This window comes from Brevibacillus sp. AF8 (assembly GCF_021270385.1).
Taxonomy (GTDB): Bacteria; Bacillota; Bacilli; order Brevibacillales; family Brevibacillaceae; genus Brevibacillus.
On sequence record NZ_JAGQDN010000009.1, the window covers coordinates 1 to 23,513 of the forward strand.

Sequence of the window (23,513 nt, forward strand, 5' to 3'; positions counted from 1 at the left end):
AGCGGGTGGGACAAGAATCTGAGCGTTTTCTCCTGTTTCCTCCCCACCACTACAGAACGTTTACACTTTTTATCCCTTTTAAGATTCTCCATTCATGCAGTAGCTATGTGCTTGAGACGAAAACTTGGCGCATAAGTAGTGGTTGAGGTTCCTCGTCAAGAAGCGTACAATTAGTACGAATTGAAAGGCCTACAAGCAATGACGTGCTTGTTCTTCATAGGAGAGCGCACCGACAAAAGGAGTCAATCAACATGTTAAACGACTGGCGTATGTATACAGATGGAAGTGGAATGGAGCAAAAGCATGTAGCTTGGCATGAAGTGCTGAAGGAAATCGCTCAGTTGGATGGAGTAACGCGGACGTTGGTTCACGCAGCGTATGGCGACCATGTGGATTTGGTCGTCGCAGGCGGGAATAACGGCAAAGTATTGGTGCAATGGAAAGAACACGAGCCGGCGGAGCAGCACTTTGTACTTGCGGCAGACAAGCAATCGGCGGTGATGTCCACGCTCGTCATCGAGGGTAGTGAGGTTGCCTTTCCCCTTTCCTGGTGTGTTCCGCTTGAGCAGGTTGTTCCTTTATGCGGGGATTTGCTGCGAACATGTGAAAAAGGGGAGCCGAGCGAACTCGAATGGCTTCCGGTAGAAATGTAGGCAGGAGGGCAGCATGGAACTACAAACGTTGCAGCAGTCCATCCTCATCATGGCCGTCATCATTGGGATCGGTAGCTTAATCGGCTACCGGCAACCCTTGACTGCGGACTCCCGCCAACTCGTCATCACGATTATTGTAAACGTTGCCATGCCGTGCATTATTTTAGACGGGATCTTTCAGACAACCATTGATCAACATATGTTAACCCAAATTTTTGCAATATTCTTCATTTCCATTATCCTGAACTGCTTGGGCATTTTTATCGGCTGGTTAGGTGCGCGTGCACTACCGCTTCCTGTGAAAAAACGTCGGGAGATCGCGCTTTTGTCCGGCTTGGGGAATACTGGATTCATCGGTTTGCCGCTTTGTGCGGCATTGTTTGGGCCAAAAGGGGCGCTCTTGGCGGCTATTTTCGACGCAGGGGTGGATGTTGTGCTATGGACAGTGGGTGTGATGATGCTCCAGGAAAAAGGAAGCTTTTCCTTGAAAGGGCTCAAAACACTCATCAACATTCCGATGATCGCGATTGTATTCGGACTCGGTTCTGCCATCATCGGGTTTGTGCCGCCTGAGCCTGTGAAGCAGCTGTTTGGAACGCTGTCCAAGCTCGCCTCTCCGCTAGCCATGATGTATATTGGTATGCTCTTGCCCATGTTTTTGCGCAACAAACCGCAAGTATCCCTGAAGCTTTTGAGCATGCCACTTACGTTTAAACTAGTTGTTTTTCCGCTGATGACGGCATTTCTTTTGTCCGTTTTTCAAATCGACAGCGATATTGTCAGCGTTTCCCTCGTGCAAGTAGCAATGCCCACCCTGACATTAGCCTCGATCTTGTTCGGGCGCTATGCGGCGGATGAGGAGATGGGTGCCATGACGACGGTTTGTTCTACCTTGCTGGCGCTCTTGTCCATCCCGGTTGTTCTGGTCATGGGAAATTGGCTTTTGCATTAATCTCTCGCCAATCTCAGTCATAGTGAAACGAATCAGAGGTAACCTATGTCTAACAAGTAAAGAATGACGAAAATGATGATCAGGGATGGAGGAACATCAATGAAAGGCAAATCGATTTTGGCTGTTGCCCTCACACTGCAAGTGTTGGCGGCTTATCCTGTGCAGGCGGCAGTGTCTAGCACACCACAAATAACGACAGCTCCGATACTGGTAAACGGAGAGCAAGCTCCCTTGGTAAAAGCACCGCTTCTCGTCCAGCAGCGTACGTATGTCTCCGCAGAGGATGCGAGCAGGATTTTGGAAGGTTCTTGGAAACAGGATGCAACGAATGGGGAAATGAAGCTGGCGAAAGGTACGCTGACGTTCCACCTCGTTACAGGAAAAGTAGCGTTGAATGGCAAGTGGCTACTAGATGGGCAGGGCGCAATCGTGCGTGACAAGCAAGTGTATTTGCCGCTGAGATGGATGGCAGAGCAGGCCGGACATCAAATCACGTGGAATGCCGAGAAAAAGGCGGTGGAAATTGTGATGGCTGGGGAAGAGAGTGCTTTTACGCTTGTCGATGCGGATAAACTGACAGAACAGGAACGTACGTTTATTGACTCGGTAAAAGAACAGCAAGGTATTCACAAGCAAGGGGATCTGTATGTCATCGCTCGCGGCCCATCACCGAATCCCGGTTACGGACTGCAAGTAACCAAAGTCGAGCAGAGCTTGGAGCAGGTTTTTGTGTATGTCAAACAAACGCTCCCTGATCCGGGTAGAATGTACCCGCAAGTGATTTCCTATCCGTATTTGGCGGCAAAAGTAAAGCTGCCACCTTACACGACGATTTCCTTTCTGGATGCAGAGACGAAGAAGCCGCTGTTTGCCACAGAGGGCAACGGAAGTCGATAAGAAAATCGGGTAAAGAAGTACAGGGTCTGCTAGCGATAAGCACGTAGCAGGCCCTCTTGTTTTTGGGTGATTCCTGATGTAAGATATGGTTGTGATTTCCTATCCCTTGAGAAATGGAGGTGTGTGTACGTGTTCGGAACTCTGCAAGCATGGTTTGTGGTAGAAACTTCCAGTATGACGCATGATTTTGCATTCAACGGGACCAGTCTGTCCTTTTTTGCGCATACAACTGAACGGAGTTTCCATAGGCGTACCATGCATCGATCAGGGGCGGTTTGTTCTTGACTATAATGGGTAACTGACGTAAGGTCGGTCCCTTTCACGATGCCGCAGGTAATGGCCTGCGGCTTTTTTGCGTCCACTCGCACGTGCGGTGTGGTCTCAAAATTGTGCCGGGGCCACCAGGAAATCCATTATTTTGAACCGTTACCAACATTTCTAGGAGGAAACAATCATGATTATTGTCGCGACACAGCAATTGCAAAAATCGTACGGAGCAGATCCGGTATTACAAGATATCACATTGGAAATCAAAACAGGAGAACGCGTCGGGATCGTCGGACCGAATGGAGCAGGCAAAACCACGTTGTTCAAGCTGTTGGCAGGTATCGAAAGCCCCGATTCTGGTGAGCTTTTTCGGGCAAAAGGAACGATATGGGCGTACCTGCCGCAAACGCCGCAGTATCCGGCTGAGTGGACGGGGGCGGATGTTGTAGCCAGCGCTTTTGCGGATGTCATCAAGCTCCAGGAGCAGATGCGTGAGCTCGAGCAGCAGATGGGATTGCTTTACGAAAATGAACAAGAGCTAAACCGCCTCATGCTGCGCTATCAAAAGCTGCAAGATGAATTTGAACAACTGGATGGCTATCAGTGGGAGACGAAAATGACCCAGGTGACACAAGGCTTGGGAGTTAGTTCAGAACTGTTAGCGACACCTTTTGCCCAACTCAGCGGTGGGGAAAAGACGAAGGCTGGCCTTGCCAAACTACTCTGTCAACAAAGCGATGTTCTGCTCTTGGATGAGCCGACGAACCACTTGGATGTGGAGTCGATGGAATGGCTAGAGGAGTTTTTGAAAAATTATCAGGGCACGATCCTGATCATCTCTCATGACCGTTATTTTTTGGATGCTGTCGTCACGTCTGTCTATCATGTGGACGGAGGAGAAGCCGAATTCTATATCGGCAATTACAGCGCATTCGCCACGGAGCGTGAAGAGCGCTTGCTGCGCCAGTTTGCCGCTTATCAGGAACAGCAGAAGCAAATCAAAAAAATGAAAGAGACGATCAAACGGCTCAAGGAGTGGGGGAATCGTTCCAATCCGCCAAATGAGGCTTTTCACCGAAGGGCAAAAAGCATGGAAAAAGCACTGGCACGGATTGAGCGTATCGAGCGACCGAAAATGGAAGCGGATCGCATGGGCTTGCAGTTTATGAAAACCGACCGAAGCGGACAGGATGTGCTGAAAGCGACGGGGGTACAGAAAACATTTGGCGGAAAACAATTGTTTGCGGACGCCAGCTTTTTATTGCGCTACGGGGAGCGAAAAGCGCTGCTTGGACCAAATGGCTGCGGGAAATCTACGCTGATTCGCATGCTGCTGGGAGAGGTTGAGCCAGATGCAGGTACGCTCAAAATTGGCAGCAGCGTTAAAGTAGGCTACTTGTCCCAGCAAGCTTTGGAAGGGGACCAAAACCAGCGGTTGATTGACGTTTTCCGTGAGGTAGCCAGAGTGACGGAGCCGGAAGCGCGACATTTGCTGGCACGGTTTATGTTTTACGGCGAACAAGTTTTCAAGCGGATCGGGCAGTTGAGCGGCGGAGAGCGGATGCGACTGCGCTTGGCCCAAATGATGCATCAGGAAATCAACCTGCTCATTCTGGACGAACCAACCAACCATCTGGATATTGAAGCGCGAGAAACATTGGAGGAAGCGTTGGCAGATTTTCACGGGTCGTTGTTCATCATCTCGCATGATCGCTATTTCCTGCAAAAGATGGTAGATGGTGTGTTTTGGGTAGAAAATAAGCGGCTGGTTCACGATGTGGGTTCCTATGAGGAAGCAAGGGAAAAGCAAAAACAGCGGATCGCTGCTCGTGCGGGTAAGCCGGAGGAAATAGAGCGAAAGCAGCCAGCAGTCAAGCAAGTCCAAGAGACCGCCGCGACGAATGCGACAGTCAAACGTCCGAATCCATACAAGCTGGCAGAGCTTGAACAAAAAATAACATCATTAGAAGGAAGAAAAGGCGAACTGACGGCCTTGCTCCAAAGTGAAGGGGCCGATTACGAGCAATTAGTGGCTTGGCAACAAGCGATCGATCAGGTGCAGCAGGAGATAGAGGTAACCTTTTCGGCGTGGATGGAGCTACAGGAGCAGTAGACGGCAATAAAAAGAGCACCTTCAGCAAAGTGTTGATGCTGACGGTGCTTCCTTTTGGTTGGCTTACGATTGTGCTTGTGTGCTTGGTTCTGGCAGGCGACGATAGCCGCTGACGAACCAGAGGAGGAGCAATACCATCAAGACTCCTCCAAGGAAGAACGGACCGCTGTGGGAGACTTGGTATACCGCTCCACCAGCTAATGGACCCAAGATGCGTCCAAGACTGTCCATCGAGCTGATTGCCCCACTCGTCACGCCTTGGCCTTGCATCGTTCGCTGGGTGATCATTGCTGTGGCTGTCGCTCTGATCATTCCTTGTCCCGCTCCGAATAAGGAGAGGATCAACGCCAGCACCCAAAAGTTACCCGACAGCGGAATGGCAAAAAATCCAATGCCGTAAAGAATCATCCCGATGACGAGGACACTTGCTTCCCCTAGCTGCTTGACCATTCTCCCGATGAGTCCGCCTTGTACCGCGGCAGCGATCAAGCCCATGACGAGAAACATATAACCGAGGTCTTTGGAGGTAAAACCGTACAAATCACTTATGTACAGGGCAAAAGTCGTTTCCAGACCCGAAAAAGCAAAGGAGACGGTGAACAAAATACCGTACAGCAAGGACATGGAACCAAACAAAGAGACAAGCGGATTTTGCCGTTGTTCTTTTTGCAGATTTGCCCGTTTTTCTTTCGGCAAGCTCTCTGGCAAGGCAAAAAGGATCAGGAAAAACGTAAGCAACGCCACGATACCCGATGCGTAGAAGGGAACGGCAAAGCCGAATTCACTGAGCAGTCCACCAATGACCGGACCAAAGACAAAGCTAAGACCAATTCCGGCGCCAATGATCCCCATTCCTTTTGCCCGTTCTTCTGAAGGGAAGAGATCCGCTACCATAGCGGTTACGGTTGGCAATGCGGCAGCCGAGACGATTCCACCCAAAATGCGATACAGAAGCATTTCTGTATAACTGTCAGCGAGTCCAAACAGGATAAAGGTGATGGAAAAGCCGAACAGCCCGAATGATATGAGAGGTTTTCGCCCGACTCTGTCAGAAAGTGCTCCCCAAATCGGTGCAAACACCAGTTGCATAATATTGTAGCTGGCAAAAAGGACACCGATTTGAAACGAAGTCGCACCCAACTTTTCCGCGAAAAAGGGAAGAATGGGGATAATGATGCCAAAACCGAGCATGATGAAAAAAGCAATAAAGAACAAGAGGGCAAGGTGCTTCTTATTCACTACGTCTACCTCTTTTCGCACAAAAATCTGTTCAAGCGGATTGTTTGCTTTTTCCACCTTACGTGAAGGAAAAGGTGAAGTCAAGCTAGCAGCGTGGGCAGTTATACCAAGACGTGCTATAATAGAAAAGAAATAAGAATGGCTACCTATTTTGTCAAGTATATATCCATGAGGTGTTTGTTACATGTCTACTGCGATGCTTTACTACCTGGCCTGGCATGAAGATGATTGGCTGGATGAAGTGCTCGATCGTTTTCCTGAGATCAATGCCATTGTGCCTTCGGTCAAAACGTTTGAGTTGCTGGCTAAACAAAGAGAGTCCGGAGAAGTTGAGCGAGCGGTCCTCGTTCTGAATGCGGCTGTCGAACAGGAGAGATGCAAGGAGTTTTTACGCTTGTGTCAAGAACATCCACTGTTGTCCGCGGCTCCGTTGTATATCGTCGGATTGAAACCGGAAGAGGAGGAGGCGTGGCAAGAAGCGTATCCACACGCGAAGATCATCGTCATTACCGGCTTTGCTGTCGAGTTTGATTACGATGCCGTCCTCGCAAGGATGGAAATCGATCTGGAGGGAGCTCATTGAAAATAAACCCGAATGAATTCGATTTGAAGGCGTTTCTGCACCGTTTCGGATTGGTTATTTATACAGGTGATCCTGAAGGGGATTTGCTGTTGATAGAAGATGAAATTCGGGAGCTATATGAGCTGAATGTCATTGACAAGGAAGAGTTCATTGAAGCCATGTCAGCGTTGCGCAGCAAGCGTAAGGCAGAGGGAAGAGAATAAGAGTAAGAACGTGTTTGCCATGCCGTGTGTATGCGGTAGTTGGTGAACACGTTTTTTTGTTTGGGAATCTCGAATTCTATTTTGTAAGAAATTCTTCAGAAACACTTTTCCTTTTCTTAAGGATTTCTGTCTTCTTTTGAAAGGTTTACCCGTTAGGATAGAGTGCAGAGAGAAAGGAGGCGGCGCAGGTGGAGTTTACAGGGTATTACGAGCTATTCGGGAAGATGGTTACAGGCACGCTGGGAAAATTTATTCCTGATGAGATTACGGTCATGTCCATGGGGGCGCAGATTGCCAATACAGGAGCGGACTTTTTTATAGCATTTGCGGTCATATACCCCGTTTTTTTCATCGTTTCTTGCGTGTGGTACTTGCTGGGAGCGAAGGCATTTGGCTGGATGACCCGGAAGCTGGGCTTGCGTGCTGATTTACTGTCGGCATTGCGCGGGTCAATGGGCTGGCTACTTGCTTTTGGTATCTTTCTTCCGATTATTCGTCATATCGTGCCGATCCTCGCCGGTGCCAGCCGAATGCCGTTTCGGCAGTTCCTTCTATTCTTTTTGCCGAGCAGTATGGTTTGGACCTTGCATTACTTTGTGGCAGGCTACTGGTTTTCCGATCAACTGGAAATATTGGTTGCGGGTGTTTATCAATATAGCAAAATTACGTTGACGATCGTTTGTTTCGCGGGGTTTTCGTTCCTCATGATTCGCCAGTTGCAGCGTCTGGGTGGAATGAAAGAACCTCGAACGAATAAGCAACCACCTGTGTCATGATCGATACGAATTCCTAGAGTGCGGCGTCTACTATCCACGAGCTTTTCGGATGGCAGGCGACTTTTTTATGCGGATTTAATTACCAAATGTCATTGTGTCTTAGATTTCCATTTTAACCTGAGCAGGTGGAAGCAGTAGGTCTGGCTAATCAGGGGGAAAAGGTCCTCTTCTGAGATTCGGTAAGCGAAGGGTAACGTAAAAAAAACAACCAACTGCCAAAGCGAGCACAAGGCTTTTGGCGGATTGGTTGCTTTTTATGACTTCTTCTGCTCGAAAGCAGGCTCCCAGCCAAAGCTGTCAAACCACTGCTTTCGTCTAAAGTTCGAGAGAGCTTGCCTCACATAAGGAATGACGTTCGAGGGTAATTTATCCATGTTCACCCATACGAGCTCATCGCATTTATTCGGCTCGGCATTGATAATTTCTCCGCGCCATTCAGTAGCAGCGACAAAAAAATCGATGCGTTCATCAACGGAGCGACGATGCATGACGCCTACCATCTCCAAGCTCGCTGGATCGATGTCAATTCCGCATTCTTCTTTGGCTTCGCGGATCGCGGCTGTCTTCACTTCTTCATTCCCATCGAGATGTCCGGCGGGAACGCTGTAATTGCCGTCTTCGTAGCCGGTATTGTAGCGGCGTAATAACAAAACTTGCGCATCTTTTACCAGGAAAAGGTGAACGGCTACCTGCATCGCGAAGCGCTCTTTCTGCATGCGAATTCTCCTCTATTTAATGATATTCTTCCGGGCGATGATTTTCGGCAGCCTGTCTTCGGCGTTCCAGTCTGTTTTTTTTCAAAATAGGAGAGCTGGTCATCGCCAAGAGCAGCATGCCAATTCCAGCAACACCTAAAATGATCCCGATAGTAAGATAAAGCCAATTCATTGAAAAAGACCTCCTTAATTCATGCAAAGCGAACATGATTATGAATGGGAACTATGCTATAATGGCACAGTGTGTTTTTACCTGATTCTCGGTAGTAATTTCTAGAAAACGCAGGGAGGATTTTGCGAGATGACTCAGCATACGTCTGTTGATCAGTTATCCATTAATACCATCCGCACGCTGGCGATTGATGCCATCGAGAAGGCGAATTCCGGTCACCCGGGAATGCCGATGGGTGCAGCCCCAATGGCACATGTACTGTGGAGCCGCTTTATGAAAGTAAATCCGAGCAATCCAAAATGGATTGACCGTGACCGTTTTGTCCTCTCGGCAGGACATGGCTCTATGCTATTATACTCGATGTTGCATCTGATGAAATACGATGTTTCACTGGAAGACCTACATAACTTCCGTCAATGGGGCAGCAAAACGCCTGGTCACCCTGAGTTTGGGCACACGGCGGGTGTTGACGCGACAACGGGTCCTTTGGGACAAGGGATCGCGATGGCTGTCGGTATGGCGATGGCTGAAAAGCACATGGCAGCTGTTTACAACCGTGACAATTTTGACATCGTTGACCATTACACATACGTAATCTGCGGCGACGGTGACCTGATGGAGGGTGTATCCAGCGAGGCTTCTTCCCTGGCTGCTCACCTGAAACTGGGCAAAATGATCGTGCTCTACGATTCGAACGATATCTCTCTGGATGGCGAGCTTTCCCGTTCTTTCTCTGAAAACGTAGCGGGTCGCTACCAAGCGTATGGTTGGCAATATATTCGCGTAGAAGACGGCAATGATCTGGCTGCTATTGACGCGGCTATCGCAGAAGCGAAAAAAGATTTGGATCGTCCTACCTTGATCGAAGTAAAAACCGTCATTGGATACGGAAGCCCGAACAAAGGCGGCTCCAGTTCTTCCCACGGGGCTCCGCTTGGAAAAGATGAAGTGAAGCTGACAAAAGCAAATTACGAGTGGCACCATGAAAGTGAGTTCCACGTACCACAAGAAGTGGCGGATTTCTATGCAGGCTTGGCTGATGCGGGAGAAAAAGCAGAAGCGGCTTGGCGCGACCTGTTTGCTGCTTACGCAAAAGCGTATCCAGAGCTGGCGCTGCAATTTACGACTGCACAGGAAGGTCATCTGCCAACTGGTTGGGACAACCATATGCCGACGTATGAAGCTGGCGCGAAGCTGGCGACACGCGTTGCTTCCGGTAATGCGATCAATGCATTGGCAAACAGCGTTCCGTTCTTCCTAGGTGGCTCTGCTGACTTGGCACATTCCAACAACACGGTGATTAAAGAAGCGGGCAACTTCCTGCCAGGCTCTTACGATGGCCGCAACATTTGGTTTGGTGTTCGCGAATTCGCGATGGGTGCAGCCCTCAATGGTATGGCTCTCCACGGTGGTGTTAAAGTATACGGCGGTACGTTCTTCGTATTCTCCGACTATGTGCGTCCGGCGATTCGCCTCTCTGCACTGATGAAGCAGCCAGTTGTCTACGTATTTACACATGACTCGATCGCTGTTGGTGAAGACGGACCGACACATGAGCCGATTGAACAGCTCGCTTCCTTGCGTGCAATGCCAGGCTTGACCATTCTTCGCCCGTCTGATGCAGTGGAGACGAACGAGGCTTGGAAATACGCTGTATCCCGTACAGATGAGCCAGTCGTCCTGGTACTGACTCGTCAAAACCTGCCAGTTCTGCCTGAAACCATTGAGAAAGCGGCAGAAGGCGTGAGCAAAGGTGCGTATGTTCTCGCAGACGCTCCAAGCGGCAATCCGCAGCTCATCCTGTTGGCAACTGGTTCTGAGGTATCACTCGTGATGCAAGCGCGTGAGCAATTGCTCGCGAAAGGTATTGAAACACGCGTTGTTTCCATGCCGAGCTGGAACCTGTTCGAGCGTCAGCCGAAAGAGTATCGCGACGCTGTGATTCCGCCAACTGTAAAAGCACGCGTGGCGGTAGAAATGGGCTCTCCAATGGGCTGGGAGCGTTATGCTGGCGATAACGGTACGGTCATCGCAATCGATCAGTTTGGCGCATCTGCACCAGGTGAGCGTATTATGAAGGAATACGGCTTCACGGTAGAAAATGTTGTAGCTGAAGCAGAAAAACTGCTGAAATAAATCGTAAACCTTTAGGAAAAAGCCTATCTTCTGTTTCAGGAGATAGGCTTTTCCAGTGACAAACGGAATTTTGTATGGAATGATAGACTACGACCCAAAACAGAAACTTTTTTGAAATGGGACCGTCTATATAAGATGTGGGGGAGAGAGAGAAGACCAGGAGGTAAAAAATGGCAGCAAAGGCCAAGAAGACAGTCAAGAAGAAAAAGAACAACTTGCTGATGATTGCCGTATCGTTTGCAATTTTCCTTATCCTTAGTGTGATTGGGGGCTACTTTGCTCTGTTGTATGCGGGAGACCGGATGATTGAGCAAAACGTGCAAAAGCTACAGGACTTAAAAGCAGAACCAACTGTCATTTACGACAAAAACGGGAAAGAGATGACGAGCCTGATTCGTCAGAAGAACCGTGTATACAAACCGATTAACGAAATGCCAAAGACTCTGATCGATGCCTTCCTCGCCGTAGAGGATAAGCGCTTTTATGAACACAAAGGCGTGGATATGGTTCGGATCGGTGGCGCCATTGTTAATGACATTAAAAAAGGATCGTTAGCTGAAGGGGGAAGTACCATTACCCAACAGCTGGCAAGAAACGTCTTTCTCACCCTAGACCAAACATTCTGGCGCAAAACAAAAGAAATGAGTATCGCGATTGGCTTGGAGCGTAAGTATTCCAAGGATCAAATTTTAGAGATGTACTTGAACCGCGTTTATTTGGGCGAAGGGGAATTTGGGGTAGAGGACGCTGCCCAGTATTACTTCGGTAAGTCCGCGAGCGATGTTACCGTTGCAGAAGCAGCGATGCTGGCGGCCATTCCAAAAGCACCGACCACTTATTCACCTTTTAACAATCCGGAAAAAGCAAAACTGCGTCGAGACACCGTTATTCGTCTGATGTATGAGCAAGGAATCATTACCAATGAACAAAAAGACGCAGCTCAAGCAGAGGCGTTGCCGAAAGAACCGCATGAAGTGGCGGGTGCGAGCTTGAAAAAAGGCTATCGCGCGTTTTTTGACCATATGATTCGAGAATCTGAAGCTGAGTTCGGCGTAACGGAAGAAGAACTGTACCGCGGAGGCTGGGACATTTACACGACCTTCGATCCGAAAGTACAGGATGCCATGGTAGAGGAATATGCGAATGCCAAAAACTTCCCGAAAGACGGCGCCAAGCGCGGTGTAGAATCATCGATGATTGTCATCGACGCGAAAACGGGCGGAATTGCCGGGATGATGGGCGGACGCAACTATGCGCCAAAAGGCTTTAACTATGCGACAGACATGAAGCGTCAACCGGGCTCCAGCTTTAAGCCGATTGCCGTGTTCGCTCCAGCAGTAAATAAAGATATCAACAAATGGAACGCGAATTCGCAGCTGAGCAATAAAAGGCAGAGCTTCAATGGCTATGAGCCGCGCAACTACAATAACCGCTACAGTGAAACAATGAGCATGAGCCGGGCAATGATCGACTCTGCAAACATCCCGCCTGTATGGTTGCTAAATGAAATCGGTGTAAAGGAAAGCTTGGAGTACCTCAAGAAGGTCGGCATTGAGCTGACACCGAATGACCGGAACCTGGCGATTGCCCTCGGGGGATTGGATGCAGGTATATCTCCGATGCAAATGGCTCAGGCCTATACACCTTTTGTAAATGGAGGGGTAGTGTCCGAAGCGCACGCCATTTCCAAGGTCGAGAACAAGACTGAGGGTGTCGTCCGTGAATACCAGCCAAAACAATCGGAGGCACTGAAGCCGGAAGCAGCTTGGGAGATTCACACCATGCTGGAGAAAGCGGTACAGGAAGGGACAGGGAAGGCAGCGCGTATCTCTGGCCGCCATGTTGCAGGGAAAACAGGAACGACACAATCGATAGCAGGCGATAGCAAAGCAAACAAGGATGCTTGGTTTGTAGGCTATACACCGGAATACGTCGGTGCAGTCTGGATGGGCTTTGATCCAGAGGATAAACAGCATTTGATGCACCAAGGTAGTAGCATGACGGCGCAAATGTTCTCCAAAGTGTTGGCAACAGCCTTAAAAGGGGTGCCGTCATCAGACTTCGTTCGACCAGAAGGCGTCGTACAACATAAACAAGAGGAAGTTGAACCGGAAATTCAATTGGCTGCTGACATGACATTGGATACCAGTACCAATAAATTGATGGTCGTGCTTAGCTGGATCGGTGGAGCTGACGGCAGTACGTACGATTTGTACCGCATTAGCGAAAACGGCGAAAAACAACTCATCTCTGCGGGTACGAAGGAAACCTCGTTCCTGGATGTGTTGGACAGTCCCAAACAATATCGTTATCAAGTCGTTCCGAGAAATGCACAAGGTGAGGAAGGGACGCCATCAAAAGAAGTCCCAATCGATTCCAAGAAGCTGGAGAATCTGATTAATCAAGATCCAGGTCATAACGAGGAAGGCACCAATCAGGGACAAAATCCGGATGGTACGGGAAATGGCAACGGTGAAATTCCACCTGACCAAGGTACCGGAGAGACTGGTGAGCATACAAATAATGAAGGCAGTAGCCAACCGCCAAATCAGGGAACAGGTGAGGTTCCACCGGACATCATGAATCCAGTTCCTGGTCAGACAAATGGTTCTTCCAATGAAATTCAATTACCGCCACCTCCACAAGAGGAGGGGCAGAACCAGTTCCCGGATGCTTCAAACGGCTAAAGATTAGCCCAGCAGGAACGATTCAAAACCGATTCGACTATTTGCACAACTTCTTTCGCGTGGTACAATACCATTAAATCGGGAGACAGGGGGGACAGTCCATGTCTGGCTACGCACAAAGGGATCTACCCACATTTTTCAAAGAACAGTTACGCCAAACCAAGTTGAATTTTGAGCGAGCACTTGACTGTAAACACACCGATTTCGATGATCTTTACCCATACATGAACGAACAGCCACAGTTCTTCTGGTACAAACGTTATGTGGCTTGGTCAGAACTGTTGACCGTCGTACGTCTAGCTGAACAATTGGGTATTGAGTGGACAGAGGATTTCAGTGAGCAGCAGGTAGAATTCATTCAAGGCAAGGTTCTGCAAGGAAAAGTGCTCGATTATTGGAACCCAGAAGAAGAACAAGAAGAGTCGATGAGGGAATTGGAAGAAGAAAAATAAATGTGACTGTAAAAACATGGCGCGTTCCCATTTGCGGGAACGCGCTTTTTTGCGTGCGCTAAGCTAGGCTCACTTAGGAAAGTAACAGTGTCTAATGCAACATACATGTTTATGTAGTTATGTAAAAAAATGTATACACATTCACTCTTCTCTTCTGTTATATGTATTGGCACCATAATTGCAATTTTAACAGCGTGTACGTTATTTCATTCCAAAAGGAGGTTTGCTCATTCATGAGGAAAAAGCGTCACACGGTACACACAAGCCGCATGATGGCTGGTGTCCTTCTCTCGACATCATTTCTATTGGGGACGGTTGGTACCCCTGCCCAAGCTTTGGCGGTCAAGGATTACACGAGTGCGATTGGAAGGGATGCGCATCAAAACGTTCCGCCCTCTGGGAAATATGCGGGGAGAAAGCTGGACCCAGTCACCTCGTTTCAGCATCAAACCAGTGACAAAGCAGAAGAATATCCGCATCCAGTGGAGCCGACCTGGAGTGTGGAGGAGCAAGATTCTTCTAGCGAACAGCAGTGGAGCATAAAGGCAAATGCCGAAAAGTACGCGATGTCCGATTTGAACAAACTCAGTTATGACGAGTTAGTCAAAGTACTGGTGACGGTCAGCTGGGAGCAGATTCCTGAATTATTCGATTTTACCCCCGATTCGTATGCTTTTTACAACGATCGGCAGCGCGTTCAGGCCATCATTGACGCATTGCAAGTGAGAGGTACACAATACTCCAGCAGCGATTCCAAAGGAATTGACACCTTGGTTGAGGTTCTTCGCTCTGGATATTACCTCGGCTACTACCATCAGGAATTATCCTATCTCAATCAGAGAAGCGAGCATCAAAAAGTGTTCCCTGCTCTGCAAGCCATTGCAGACAATCCGAATTTCAAATTAGGGACAGATGCTCAAAATGAGGTGGTAGGTGCATTTGGTGGACTCATCGGAAACACTTTTGTAAACGCTTCCCTCGTGGAGAAAGCTGCCCCGATCATCCGTCAATACGAGGAACAAATGGATACTTTCATTACGCAGCGGAGTGCGGGTGATGCTGTATTCCGTATCATGAGCCAGTTTAGCTATATTCTAATGTGGAAAGTGGATGAACCAACGAAGAAGCAGGAGTTTTACGGCAAAATCGATTCGTATCTGAACGAGTTGGGAAAACTCGCCTTGCATGGCGATACGGATGAGGCAAAAGAATGGGTCCTCGACAATGGGTTTTATCATAGTGCGTATTTGGGAGAATACCATTCCAATCCGAATAAGGGGAATGAGGTCCTCACAGAAGCGTTAGAGCTTTATCCGTATGTGGGACTTCAGTATATGCAAGCAGCGAAGCTGATCCAAACGGTCTATGGAGGTAAAGACGCGCAGGGAAGAGACATCCAGTTCAACAAGATTCGTGAGGATGCTATGGAAAAGTATTTGCCAAAAGAATACACATTTGATGACGGAAGCATCGTCATGAAAACAGGCGGAGATGTCACGGAAGAAAAAGTAAAACGGTTGTATTGGGCGGCAAAAGAGGTCAAAGCGCAGTTTCATCGGATGGTAGGACGAGATGAACCGATGGAAGAAGGGAACCCCGACGATATTTTGACCATTGTCCTTTACAATAGTCCTTCAGAGTACAAGATGAACAACCCCCTGTATGGCTATGAAACGGACAACGGGGGCATGTATATCGAGGGAAAAGGAACTTTCTTCACCTACGAACGAACACCGCAGCAGAGCACGTACACACTGGAAGAATTGTTCCGCCATGAATTCACGCACTATTTGCAAGGGCGCTATGCCATACCTGGCTTGTGGAATGAGGGGCCGATTTACAGAGACGAGAGACTGTCGTGGTTTGAAGAAGGAGGAGCGGAACTCTTTGCAGGCTCCACGCGAACAACGGGTGTTCTGCCTCGAAAATCCATGGTCAACAATCTCATTCGCTTTGGGCAAAATAATTGGTATACGGCGTCTCAAACTTTGCACGCACGCTATGGCTCGTGGGACTTTTATACGTATTCATACGCCCTGCAGTATCACATGATGAAAGAGGACTGGAACAAGCTGGACGATATCATGGATTACATAGAGGCCAATAACGTGGATGGTTATGACCAGTTAATCCGTACGCTCAGCAATGATTCAGAGCTAAATCGGGATTACCATCGAACAATGGAATCATTGGTAGACAGCTATCCCGATCTGACTGTACCGCTGGTATCCGATGATTATCTGGTCGCGCCAGACCCCAAAGCAAATGCAGAAATCTTTGGGGAAATTGAAGAGGTTACTGGATTGCAAAATGTGTCTACAAACAAGTACGATTCAGCGTTCTTCCAAACCTTTACGTTAACAGGCACGTACACGGGTACGCAGGCACAAGGGGAGAAGCGAGACTGGGAAACGATGAGTCGCATGACAGACGAGTTTCTAACTACACTTACTTCCCAGCCATGGAACGGCTACAAAACCGTAACGGCCTACTTTACCAACTATAGAGTAAATGCATCCAATCAGTTTGAATATGATGTCACGTTCCATGGGGTTCTTCCAGAACAGGGAGATGGTGAGAACCAGCCGCCTGTTATTGTCATGAACGGACCATCAAAAGCGGCCGTAAACGAGGAGGTTGCATTCAGCAGTAACGGAAGCTCCGATCCGGATGGAAGCATCGTATCCTATTTGTGGGAATTTGGAGACGGCACAAGCAGCAGTGATGCCAATCCTACGCATGTCTACGAAAATCAGGGAGAATATACCGTGAAACTGCGAGTAACGGATGACAAAGGAGCGGTTACTGCGAAATCGATGACGATCACAATCGAGGAGCAGGGTGGAGAAATCGGGGAAAAGGAACAAGAGCCAAACAACAGCTTTACAGAGGCATATCCGTTGAAAAGCAATGTGGAGTTGAGTGGTCAAACAAGCAAACAAGATGACAAGGACATTTTTGCCTTGAAGGTATTGGGTAATGGAACGGTGAAAATCAACGTAACGAGCGAGCATGATACTGGTTTGAACTGGGTCGTTCACCACGAGGATGATCTGAATCATTATTTCGCTTACCCCAAAACTTCAGGAAAAACGCTTTCCGGTGAGTTTGAAGCAACTCCGGGTACCTACTATTTATCCGTGTACAACTTTAACGGTGAAACCATTCCATACAAAGTAACCGCGGAATTGCCGGAAGAAGAATCAGAACCAATCGAAACGGAGCCGAACAATTCATTCGATGACGCAAATGCACTACATTTGGGCGAAGAGATAAGTGGTCAAACTGATCGTACAGATGACAAGGATACGTACATCATTCAGGTTGAAGAGGAAGGGGTCGTTCAAGTTACGGTAAGTAGCGAGAAGGACGAAGGCTTGAACTGGGTGGTGTTCCATGAAGATGATCTCGAAACGTATTTCGCCTACCCCAAAAATGCAGGTAAGAAACTGACGGGAGAATTTGAGGCAAAACCAGGGAAATATTACTTGTTAGTCTATAACACTAACTACACAAAGATTCCGTACAAAGTTATCGTGAACGCAGGGTAATCCCCCATTCATAGGAAGAAAAGCCCTTTCTACCCCCTTTTTAAAAAGGGATAGAAGGGCTTTTTTTCGTTTGATAAGCGTCTGTTAAAAATCAGTGCGTAACGCTATGACGTTCCACACGTCTTTTCTTTACGAAGCCTAAGGAATCAATGGAGCCAATTGTAAATGACTTGTGGAGTCTCTTCCTCAGGACCAGCCGGGAGAACGAATGGTACAGGATTGTTCCAAGGCTGGGCAGGGGACGGTGCATTGGAGATCATGAATTCTGTCCCCAAGGAAACAAAGCTGTACAACTCCTCGACAGCGGCATTGTACAAGCGAACACATCCGAGCGAAACGGATGAGCCGATGCTCTCGGGATGGTTTGTCCCGTGGAGGGCGTACCCGTTCTCCTGAAAGACCATGCCCCTCGTTCCATAAATATTGTCATGTCCGCGCGGCTGATTGATTTTTTGTTGAATGGTATAGTAGCCTTCGGGTGTAGAACCGTTTTTGCCTATGGCAACGGGATAGCTGCGTACCAGATGGGAACCGCTGATGAGCTTCATCGTATGTGTCGAGGTAGACAAGTGAAGCTGTAACGGTTCGAAAGGCGCCACTGGCTCCGGATAGCCGGGAAGCGCCAGCACATTGCGCAAGCTGTCCCATGCGGACTCTGGCAAGAAGGCTTTGGGATGATACGGATAGCTTTTTAACAAAAGTCTCTTCGGCGGTACTGGAACTTGCGGCAAATAATTGCCTGGATATGCGCCAGCCAGATCAGACAGCTGGGCAGGCAATGTACCGGTTTGCTGATAGTAGCGATACAAGGCGTTTCGCAAAATCAGTACATGCTGGAGGGTTAGCTGCTCATCTATGAGTTCTGCCTTTACTGTGGCAAGTGTCGGTTCTCGTTCCAACTGCACAGGTTTATCCCACCATTTTTCACTGAGAACAGTTCGACTCGTCGGATTGTAACGCAAGATGCCTCGGACTTCACGTGGCTGATAAAACAGCAAGGGACGGAACAACGGCGAACCAGGTACTTCCGGGACAACCATCACCGAAAAAGGCTGCGTCAGAGCAGGGCGCCGAGACTCTACATACCGCCGGACCTGTTCAGATAGCTCACGGGCACTGAGTGTAGGAGGGACTGCAATGACCTCTACATGTGGCTGCGTTTGCCCAGATGTCGGTACGGGCTGTTTAGCAGCCTGCGGCGTTGTCTTGGAAGACGCATCTCGCAACGGTCCGGGAGAAAAAGCGAATTGAAAATAGAGAAACAAGAGTGAAGCCAAGAGTAAACGCGTTCGATTGCCCAAGGAATTGCGTTGTCGCTCCCGCAGCAGTCGTTGATAAGCGTCACGCGTCTCGTTGTAATACGAGCCTTGCTTGGATACCAGGCCACGCCTGTACGCTTCGAGAGCCTGTTCCCGGTTTCCTTGTGCTTCTCGTTCTTGGCCAAGGTGAAACCAGCCGATGGCTTCGTTTGGATACTGCGTCGTATACCACCGGTAAAAAGCGAGGTCGCTCTGATCCGGATATTTCATATGAAATGTACTTTTTTCCTGAAGAAAGGAAACCTTGTCCACGGATACTTCTCCCCCAAATAAATGAGCGTTCAAAAAGGCGCCCTTATAAGGATGTATCGGCGGGAGTCGGGAAAATAATGAGAGTGGAGGTCAAAAATGGTTTATTTACGAACGATCAAGCTGCTGCGGGAGAAATTTCCCAACATGAAAGAATATCCGTTTCACTTGCCGTCCTTGCGCAAGCTGGAAGAGATTGAGCTTGCTAGCAGCGTCACTTTTTTTGTAGGAGAGAATGGCTCGGGTAAATCGACCTTATTGGAATCAATTGCCTATCAATGCGGTTTTAACACAGCTGGAGGATCGCGTCACAACTATTATGAGGTGCATCGCTCGGAGGCGATTCTGGGTGACTACATACGTCTTTCCTGGCTGCCTAAAATAACGAATGGTTTTTTCCTGCGAGCGGAGAGCTTCTATCAGTTTGCCAGCCATATCGATGAGATGGGCCCGAAAAGCTTTCAACATTACGGCGGACGCTCGCTGCATGAGCAGTCGCACGGAGAATCTTTTTTCTCGTTGTTTGCCAATCGCTTCAACGGCAGGGGAATCTACCTGCTGGATGAGCCCGAGGCTGCTCTCTCACCGAAGCGTCAAATCGCTTTTTTGTACTTGATGCGCGATTTGGTGGAAGAAGGAGCACAATTTATCATTGCGTCGCACTCGCCGATTCTATTGGGCTATCCCGGAGCAACTATCCTCAATTTTGATGAATCGCCGGTACAAGAGGTGAATTATCGCGATACGGAGCACTATCAATTGACGCGCCGTTTCCTGGAGAAGCCCGATCTATTTTTAGATGAAAAATAATTTTCATTCTTCCTGTCACAAAAAACGGCTTGGCGGTTTCTATTAGATGAACGAAGCAGTAGGGCATTCGTCAATAGCGCACGCGGGAAGGAGGAATCCAGTGGAGGTGCAAGCAAACCTGGTGATGAACCATGCTCGAGTAGAGGATCATACAGATTCCTTTCAAGAATTGTTTACGACGTATTATCCGTTTGTAGTCCGACAGATCATGCGAATTGTGAAAGATCAACAAACTGCAGAAGATATTGCGCAGGATGTATTTCTCTCCTTTTACCATACCGATCGCACAGGGATCGAACATATTCCGGCATGGCTGTCCAAGTCCGCGCTCTACGCAGCGTACAATTATCTTCGTTCAGAAAAACGCAGGTACGCCAGACAAGAGCGAAGTGCATCCGAGCAAGAACACGTCAGCCCTTCGTCAGAAGAGATGTGGCTTGCAAAAGAGTCCCAGAGTATCGTCCGCGATGTGCTAGAGGAGCTAGACGAGCGGGAACGAACCTTGCTGGTCATGAAATATTCCGGATTTCCTTATGCGGAGTTGGCGAAAGCGACTGGCACGCAGATCAGCTCGGTGGGAACACTCCTCGCGAGAGCGAAAAGTAAATTTCGTACCATATATGGCCGGATGAGGGGGGAAGAGGAATGAAATGTGCCGATACAGGCTTTATCCAGGCGTTCTTGGATGGGGAATGCAGCTCAAAAGAAAGTAAGCAATTCCTGCTTCATCTGGAGTACTGTGAAACCTGCCGCACACGGCTGGACGAACTGTCCGCGTTGGATAGCTGGACTGGTGAGAAGATGGAGCATGCTTTTTCCGAGACAAGCGATGTGAAGGTCAATACGGAAGCAGCGTGGCAGCGATTTTCGCAAACAATCGAGAAACCGACGAACACAAATGCACAAGATCGACAAGCGATAACCAATCGAGCAACAATCAGAAGGAGCTGGAATCAGATGAATAAGCAAACAAAAAGATGGGTGACAGGTGCTTCGGCAGCAGCAGTATTGGCTGTGTCCCTGTCTTTCCCCCAAGTACAAGCAGCAGCGAACGATTTTCTGTCCATTTTCCGTATGGATAAAGTAGAGTTCGTCAAAGTGACGCAAGAAGATATGCAAGAGCTGGAACAATGGATCGCTAACGGCAATGTGGGCGAGATGGAGCTGAACGGGATCGGGAAAATCTGGATTGATGAAAACGATCAAGAGAAGCTCGAACAAAGAAACCAGTATTATAACAGCAAAGAAGCCGCTGTAAAGGCTGGAGTGAAGCTGCCTGCGCTACCGAAAGATGTTACGGTGGATAGCGTAGATGTCAATTCTCCTTACACCATGCACATGGAAATCGATGCCGATCGTGCAAACAAGCTACTGGGGCAATTACAGGTAGAGGCGCGCTTTGATGAAAAGCTGAGTGGAAAACGCTTTTCCTTGAAAATCCCACAGATGCAGAACGTGAGGATGGCCGCAGGAAAAGAAAGCTATGGCTACTCTGTCATGGATGCTCCTGAGCTAAGCGCACCAGAGGGAGTCGATCTGGCACAGCTTCGCGAGACAATCTTGGCCCTGCCGTTCATTCCGGATCAAGTGAAAAAGCAGATGATTAGCATCGAAGACTGGCAGCATACCCTCCCTGTGCCATACATGGCAGACGGCGAGAGCAAGATGAAGGAAGTGAAAGTGAACGGTCAAAACGGAATGCTGATCACAGGTAAATACAATTCCCATCTGATGTGGCAGCAGGATGGACAAATTCACATGCTGGAAGGCAGCGAAAAGAACGCTGACGGGCTGTTGGATTTTGCAAATCAACTGAAATAAGTAAACAAATAGTAGGATATTGGCAGAGTTTTCCTGGAAAAGGAGGGCTCTGCTTTGTCCCGTTTTGCGATGGAGAAAGTGAGGTAAACGATGTCAGATTACGTGATAGAGACCTGGGAATTGACCAAGCAATATAACGGTAAAGCCGGCTGCAAAAATATTACGCTACAAGTACCGCGCGGCTCTGTATTTGGTTTCCTCGGTCAAAATGGAGCGGGTAAAAGTACCTTTGTCAGGACGATGCTCGGGCTATTGCACCCAACGAATGGCAAAGCGGTCATGCTTGGGCAGCCGATTGGCAGTGTCGAATCGCGAAAAAAGGTAGGGTACTTGCCAGAGCTGTTTCGCTATCCTGATTGGTTGACGGGCCAGCAGCTCCTAGAGCATCATGCTGAGTTGTGCGGATTAACATATCGTGAGAGCAAATCCGTGATAAAAAATGTCGTTGAGCTGGTCGGAATGGCTGGACGAGAGCGTGAACGCATCCGGGGCTATTCTAAAGGCATGCAGCAGCGTATCGGGATTGCCTGCGCCCTCTTATCCGATCCAGAGCTGATCTTCCTCGATGAGCCGACCTCCGCACTGGACCCAATCGGGCGGAAAGAAGTGCGTGAGCTGATCGCGCGGCTGCGTGACCAAGGAAAGACGATTTTTCTCAACAGTCATCTACTGAGTGAAATGGAGAGCGTGTGCAACTACGTCGGGATCATTCACCGCAGTGAGTTGGTCGTACATGGCGACTGGCGCAAGCTGAGCAGCGTCCAACCACAAATTGAATTGACAGTGGACAAGGGTAGCGCAGGCTTTCAGAACGAGCTTCCTTCCTTTGTCACAGAGAGTCGTCTCGTAAGACAAGAGAAAGACCGTGATACATGGTTAATGACGATGGATCAGGACAATCGGGTACCCGCTCTGTTGCAACAATTGGTTGCATCCGGGGCTGGAGTACATGAAGTCGTGCGCAAGCAACAATCACTGGAAGACGTATTCCTGTATTGGGTGCAGAGAAAGGAGGGAGAACGACATGTGGCCGATCATCAAAATCACGTATAGAGAAATGATCTCCAAGCGTATTTTCACGATTACGCTGATCATGTCGCTGGCCTTCCTGCTGCTGTTTGGGCTTGCCACAGGCTATGCGGTCAAGGAAATGAAGGAATCGTTCGGGGGCGCAGGTCCAGAAGCTTTGCTGCAAAAAAACTTCTTTTCCACGCAGCTCTTGGGGATGGGCTTGTACTTTGGTTCCGTCATTACGGCACTCTTGGCGATTTTGAGCAGTGTCGGGAGTATTGCATCTGAAATCGAGAGCCACCAAATCGACACGTGGCTGGCTCGCGCCCTTCCTCGCTACAAATATTTATTGGGGAAATTTTTCGGGTTGGCAAGTATGTTGGGGCTATACGCACTCCTGATGTTCCTCGGACTTTTGGCGATCAACCAATGGGTGGGCGGCGGTGCGTTGGCTGTTCAGGTAGGAGGAGACCAAATCCTGAAAGCAGCCGCTTTCTTCGTAAGTATGCCGATCATTCTTGTTTGTGTAGCCATGCTCTTGAGTAGTATGACTACAACAGTAACGGGCGGTATTATCCTAATCATTCTGTACGGGATCAGCTTTATTGGTGGCTTTATCGAGCAGCTTGGTGTTGCATTTAGCAACAGCTCACTCACGAACATCGGGATTATTTCCAGTCTGGTTTTTCCAACCGATTCGTTATTCAGGCAAACGACGCTCTCGCTATTTGATACAGCTGACGATCCGTTGTCCTTCGCTTCGCAAGGTATTTTCGGTACGACTTCACCTCCGAGTACTGCCATGCTCATCTACACCATTCTCTATGGCGTCGTAGCGTTAGGGCTGTCCATTCGGGTGTTTCAAAAGCGAGATGTATAAGAAAGACGAGAGAACGGCTAATTCGG

20 protein-coding genes are annotated in these 23,513 nt (G+C 48.7%); 16 read left to right on the top strand and 4 right to left on the bottom strand.

From position 1 onward, the window contains the following. Positions 1–251: 251 nt before the first annotated feature. The 4 genes from KB186_RS13575 (at position 252) to abc-f (ending at position 4,882) form a co-directional block, all read left to right on the top strand. Complete coding sequence (locus tag KB186_RS13575; RefSeq protein ID WP_047071713.1) at positions 252–653, top strand: hypothetical protein; 402 nt, start codon at positions 252–254, stop codon at positions 651–653. A gap of 13 nt (positions 654–666) precedes the next feature. After that, positions 667–1,605, top strand: coding sequence for an AEC family transporter (locus tag KB186_RS13580; RefSeq protein ID WP_173610886.1), 939 nt, complete (start codon positions 667–669; stop codon positions 1,603–1,605). A gap of 99 nt (positions 1,606–1,704) precedes the next feature. Beyond that, positions 1,705–2,502, top strand: a complete 798-nt coding sequence (locus KB186_RS13585; protein ID WP_232773788.1) for a stalk domain-containing protein — start codon at positions 1,705–1,707, stop codon at positions 2,500–2,502. Between the two features lie 454 nt (positions 2,503–2,956). Next, positions 2,957–4,882 (top strand): ribosomal protection-like ABC-F family protein, encoded by a 1,926-nt coding sequence (gene abc-f / locus KB186_RS13590; RefSeq protein WP_173610888.1) that lies wholly within the window; start codon positions 2,957–2,959, stop codon positions 4,880–4,882. A 63-nt stretch (positions 4,883–4,945) separates the two neighbouring features. On the opposite strand, the gene KB186_RS13595 is transcribed toward abc-f, so the two are convergent. After that, positions 4,946–6,283, bottom strand: coding sequence for an MFS transporter (locus tag KB186_RS13595; protein ID WP_312027536.1), 1,338 nt, complete (start codon positions 6,281–6,283; stop codon positions 4,946–4,948). Between the two features lie 22 nt (positions 6,284–6,305). Here KB186_RS13595 and KB186_RS13600 point away from each other — a divergent pair, with 22 nt between their 5' ends. The 3 genes from KB186_RS13600 to KB186_RS13610 all read left to right on the top strand — a co-directional run bounded on the left by KB186_RS13600 (position 6,306) and on the right by KB186_RS13610 (position 7,683). Continuing rightward, positions 6,306–6,704: a hypothetical protein gene (locus tag KB186_RS13600; RefSeq protein WP_232773789.1), complete on the top strand. Its 399-nt coding sequence runs from the start codon at positions 6,306–6,308 to the stop codon at positions 6,702–6,704. Then, positions 6,701–6,907, top strand: coding sequence for a YqgQ family protein (locus KB186_RS13605; RefSeq protein WP_015892550.1), 207 nt, complete (start codon positions 6,701–6,703; stop codon positions 6,905–6,907). The genes KB186_RS13600 and KB186_RS13605 overlap by 4 nt, the downstream gene beginning before the upstream one ends. A 188-nt stretch (positions 6,908–7,095) precedes the next feature. After that, entirely contained in the window at positions 7,096–7,683 is a 588-nt protein-coding gene (locus tag KB186_RS13610; protein ID WP_173610890.1) for a DedA family protein, read from the top strand. A gap of 254 nt (positions 7,684–7,937) precedes the next feature. Here the strand turns inward: KB186_RS13610 and KB186_RS13615 are convergent, their stop codons facing one another. Beyond that, entirely contained in the window at positions 7,938–8,399 is a 462-nt protein-coding gene (locus KB186_RS13615; protein ID WP_173610891.1) for an NUDIX hydrolase, read from the bottom strand. A 16-nt stretch (positions 8,400–8,415) separates the two neighbouring features. After that, entirely contained in the window at positions 8,416–8,571 is a 156-nt protein-coding gene (locus KB186_RS13620) for a hypothetical protein (RefSeq protein ID WP_229088116.1), read from the bottom strand. 129 nt (positions 8,572–8,700) lie between these two features. Between KB186_RS13620 and tkt the strand changes: the two genes are divergently transcribed. From tkt to KB186_RS13640, 4 genes are all read left to right on the top strand, one after another. Further along, positions 8,701–10,707 carry a transketolase gene (gene tkt, locus KB186_RS13625; protein ID WP_221868100.1) on the top strand — a complete coding sequence of 669 codons (2,007 nt, stop codon included), beginning with the start codon at positions 8,701–8,703 and terminating at the stop codon, positions 10,705–10,707. A 170-nt stretch (positions 10,708–10,877) separates the two neighbouring features. After that, positions 10,878–13,394 (top strand): transglycosylase domain-containing protein, encoded by a 2,517-nt coding sequence (locus KB186_RS13630; RefSeq protein ID WP_232773790.1) that lies wholly within the window; start codon positions 10,878–10,880, stop codon positions 13,392–13,394. Between the two features lie 101 nt (positions 13,395–13,495). Further along, positions 13,496–13,846, top strand: coding sequence for a hypothetical protein (locus tag KB186_RS13635; RefSeq protein ID WP_173610895.1), 351 nt, complete (start codon positions 13,496–13,498; stop codon positions 13,844–13,846). Positions 13,847–14,079: 233 nt separating this feature from the next. Next, positions 14,080–17,397: a collagenase gene (locus KB186_RS13640; RefSeq protein ID WP_232773791.1), complete on the top strand. Its 3,318-nt coding sequence runs from the start codon at positions 14,080–14,082 to the stop codon at positions 17,395–17,397. A gap of 146 nt (positions 17,398–17,543) precedes the next feature. Here KB186_RS13640 and KB186_RS13645 read toward each other — a convergent pair whose 3' ends face one another. After that, positions 17,544–18,968 carry a L,D-transpeptidase family protein gene (locus KB186_RS13645; protein ID WP_232773792.1) on the bottom strand — a complete coding sequence of 475 codons (1,425 nt, stop codon included), beginning with the start codon at positions 18,966–18,968 and terminating at the stop codon, positions 17,544–17,546. A 96-nt stretch (positions 18,969–19,064) separates the two neighbouring features. Between KB186_RS13645 and KB186_RS13650 the strand changes: the two genes are divergently transcribed. From KB186_RS13650 to KB186_RS13670, 5 genes are all read left to right on the top strand, one after another. Then, entirely contained in the window at positions 19,065–19,775 is a 711-nt protein-coding gene (locus KB186_RS13650; RefSeq protein WP_173610898.1) for an AAA family ATPase, read from the top strand. A 124-nt stretch (positions 19,776–19,899) separates the two neighbouring features. Next, entirely contained in the window at positions 19,900–20,424 is a 525-nt protein-coding gene (locus KB186_RS13655; RefSeq protein WP_217367222.1) for an RNA polymerase sigma factor SigX, read from the top strand. Then, positions 20,421–21,596, top strand: coding sequence for an anti-sigma factor family protein (locus tag KB186_RS13660; protein ID WP_232773793.1), 1,176 nt, complete (start codon positions 20,421–20,423; stop codon positions 21,594–21,596). The genes KB186_RS13655 and KB186_RS13660 overlap by 4 nt, the downstream gene beginning before the upstream one ends. Before the next feature lie 90 nt (positions 21,597–21,686). After that, positions 21,687–22,649, top strand: a complete 963-nt coding sequence (locus tag KB186_RS13665; RefSeq protein ID WP_173610901.1) for an ABC transporter ATP-binding protein — start codon at positions 21,687–21,689, stop codon at positions 22,647–22,649. Beyond that, positions 22,621–23,487, top strand: a complete 867-nt coding sequence (locus tag KB186_RS13670) for an ABC transporter permease subunit (RefSeq protein WP_232773794.1) — start codon at positions 22,621–22,623, stop codon at positions 23,485–23,487. The genes KB186_RS13665 and KB186_RS13670 overlap by 29 nt, the downstream gene beginning before the upstream one ends. The last annotated feature ends 26 nt before the right edge of the window (positions 23,488–23,513 follow it).

Bases quoted from the DNA above. Each gene is read 5' to 3' on its own strand.
- KB186_RS13575 (WP_047071713.1), top strand. From the start codon at position 252: ATGTTAAACGACTGGCGTATGTATACAGATGGAAGTGGAATGGAGCAA.
- KB186_RS13630 (WP_232773790.1), top strand. From the start codon at position 10,878: ATGGCAGCAAAGGCCAAGAAGACAGTCAAGAAGAAAAAGAACAACTTG.
- KB186_RS13600 (WP_232773789.1), top strand. From the start codon at position 6,306: ATGTCTACTGCGATGCTTTACTACCTGGCCTGGCATGAAGATGATTGG.
- KB186_RS13615 (WP_173610891.1), bottom strand. From the start codon at position 8,399: ATGCAGAAAGAGCGCTTCGCGATGCAGGTAGCCGTTCACCTTTTCCTG.
- KB186_RS13635 (WP_173610895.1), top strand. From the start codon at position 13,496: ATGTCTGGCTACGCACAAAGGGATCTACCCACATTTTTCAAAGAACAG.
- abc-f (WP_173610888.1), top strand. From the start codon at position 2,957: ATGATTATTGTCGCGACACAGCAATTGCAAAAATCGTACGGAGCAGAT.
- KB186_RS13585 (WP_232773788.1), top strand. From the start codon at position 1,705: ATGAAAGGCAAATCGATTTTGGCTGTTGCCCTCACACTGCAAGTGTTG.
- KB186_RS13580 (WP_173610886.1), top strand. From the start codon at position 667: ATGGAACTACAAACGTTGCAGCAGTCCATCCTCATCATGGCCGTCATC.
- KB186_RS13650 (WP_173610898.1), top strand. From the start codon at position 19,065: ATGGTTTATTTACGAACGATCAAGCTGCTGCGGGAGAAATTTCCCAAC.
- tkt (WP_221868100.1), top strand. From the start codon at position 8,701: ATGACTCAGCATACGTCTGTTGATCAGTTATCCATTAATACCATCCGC.
- KB186_RS13640 (WP_232773791.1), top strand. From the start codon at position 14,080: ATGAGGAAAAAGCGTCACACGGTACACACAAGCCGCATGATGGCTGGT.
- KB186_RS13660 (WP_232773793.1), top strand. From the start codon at position 20,421: ATGAAATGTGCCGATACAGGCTTTATCCAGGCGTTCTTGGATGGGGAA.
- KB186_RS13670 (WP_232773794.1), top strand. From the start codon at position 22,621: ATGTGGCCGATCATCAAAATCACGTATAGAGAAATGATCTCCAAGCGT.
- KB186_RS13665 (WP_173610901.1), top strand. From the start codon at position 21,687: ATGTCAGATTACGTGATAGAGACCTGGGAATTGACCAAGCAATATAAC.
- KB186_RS13620 (WP_229088116.1), bottom strand. From the start codon at position 8,571: ATGAATTGGCTTTATCTTACTATCGGGATCATTTTAGGTGTTGCTGGA.
- KB186_RS13655 (WP_217367222.1), top strand. From the start codon at position 19,900: ATGAACCATGCTCGAGTAGAGGATCATACAGATTCCTTTCAAGAATTG.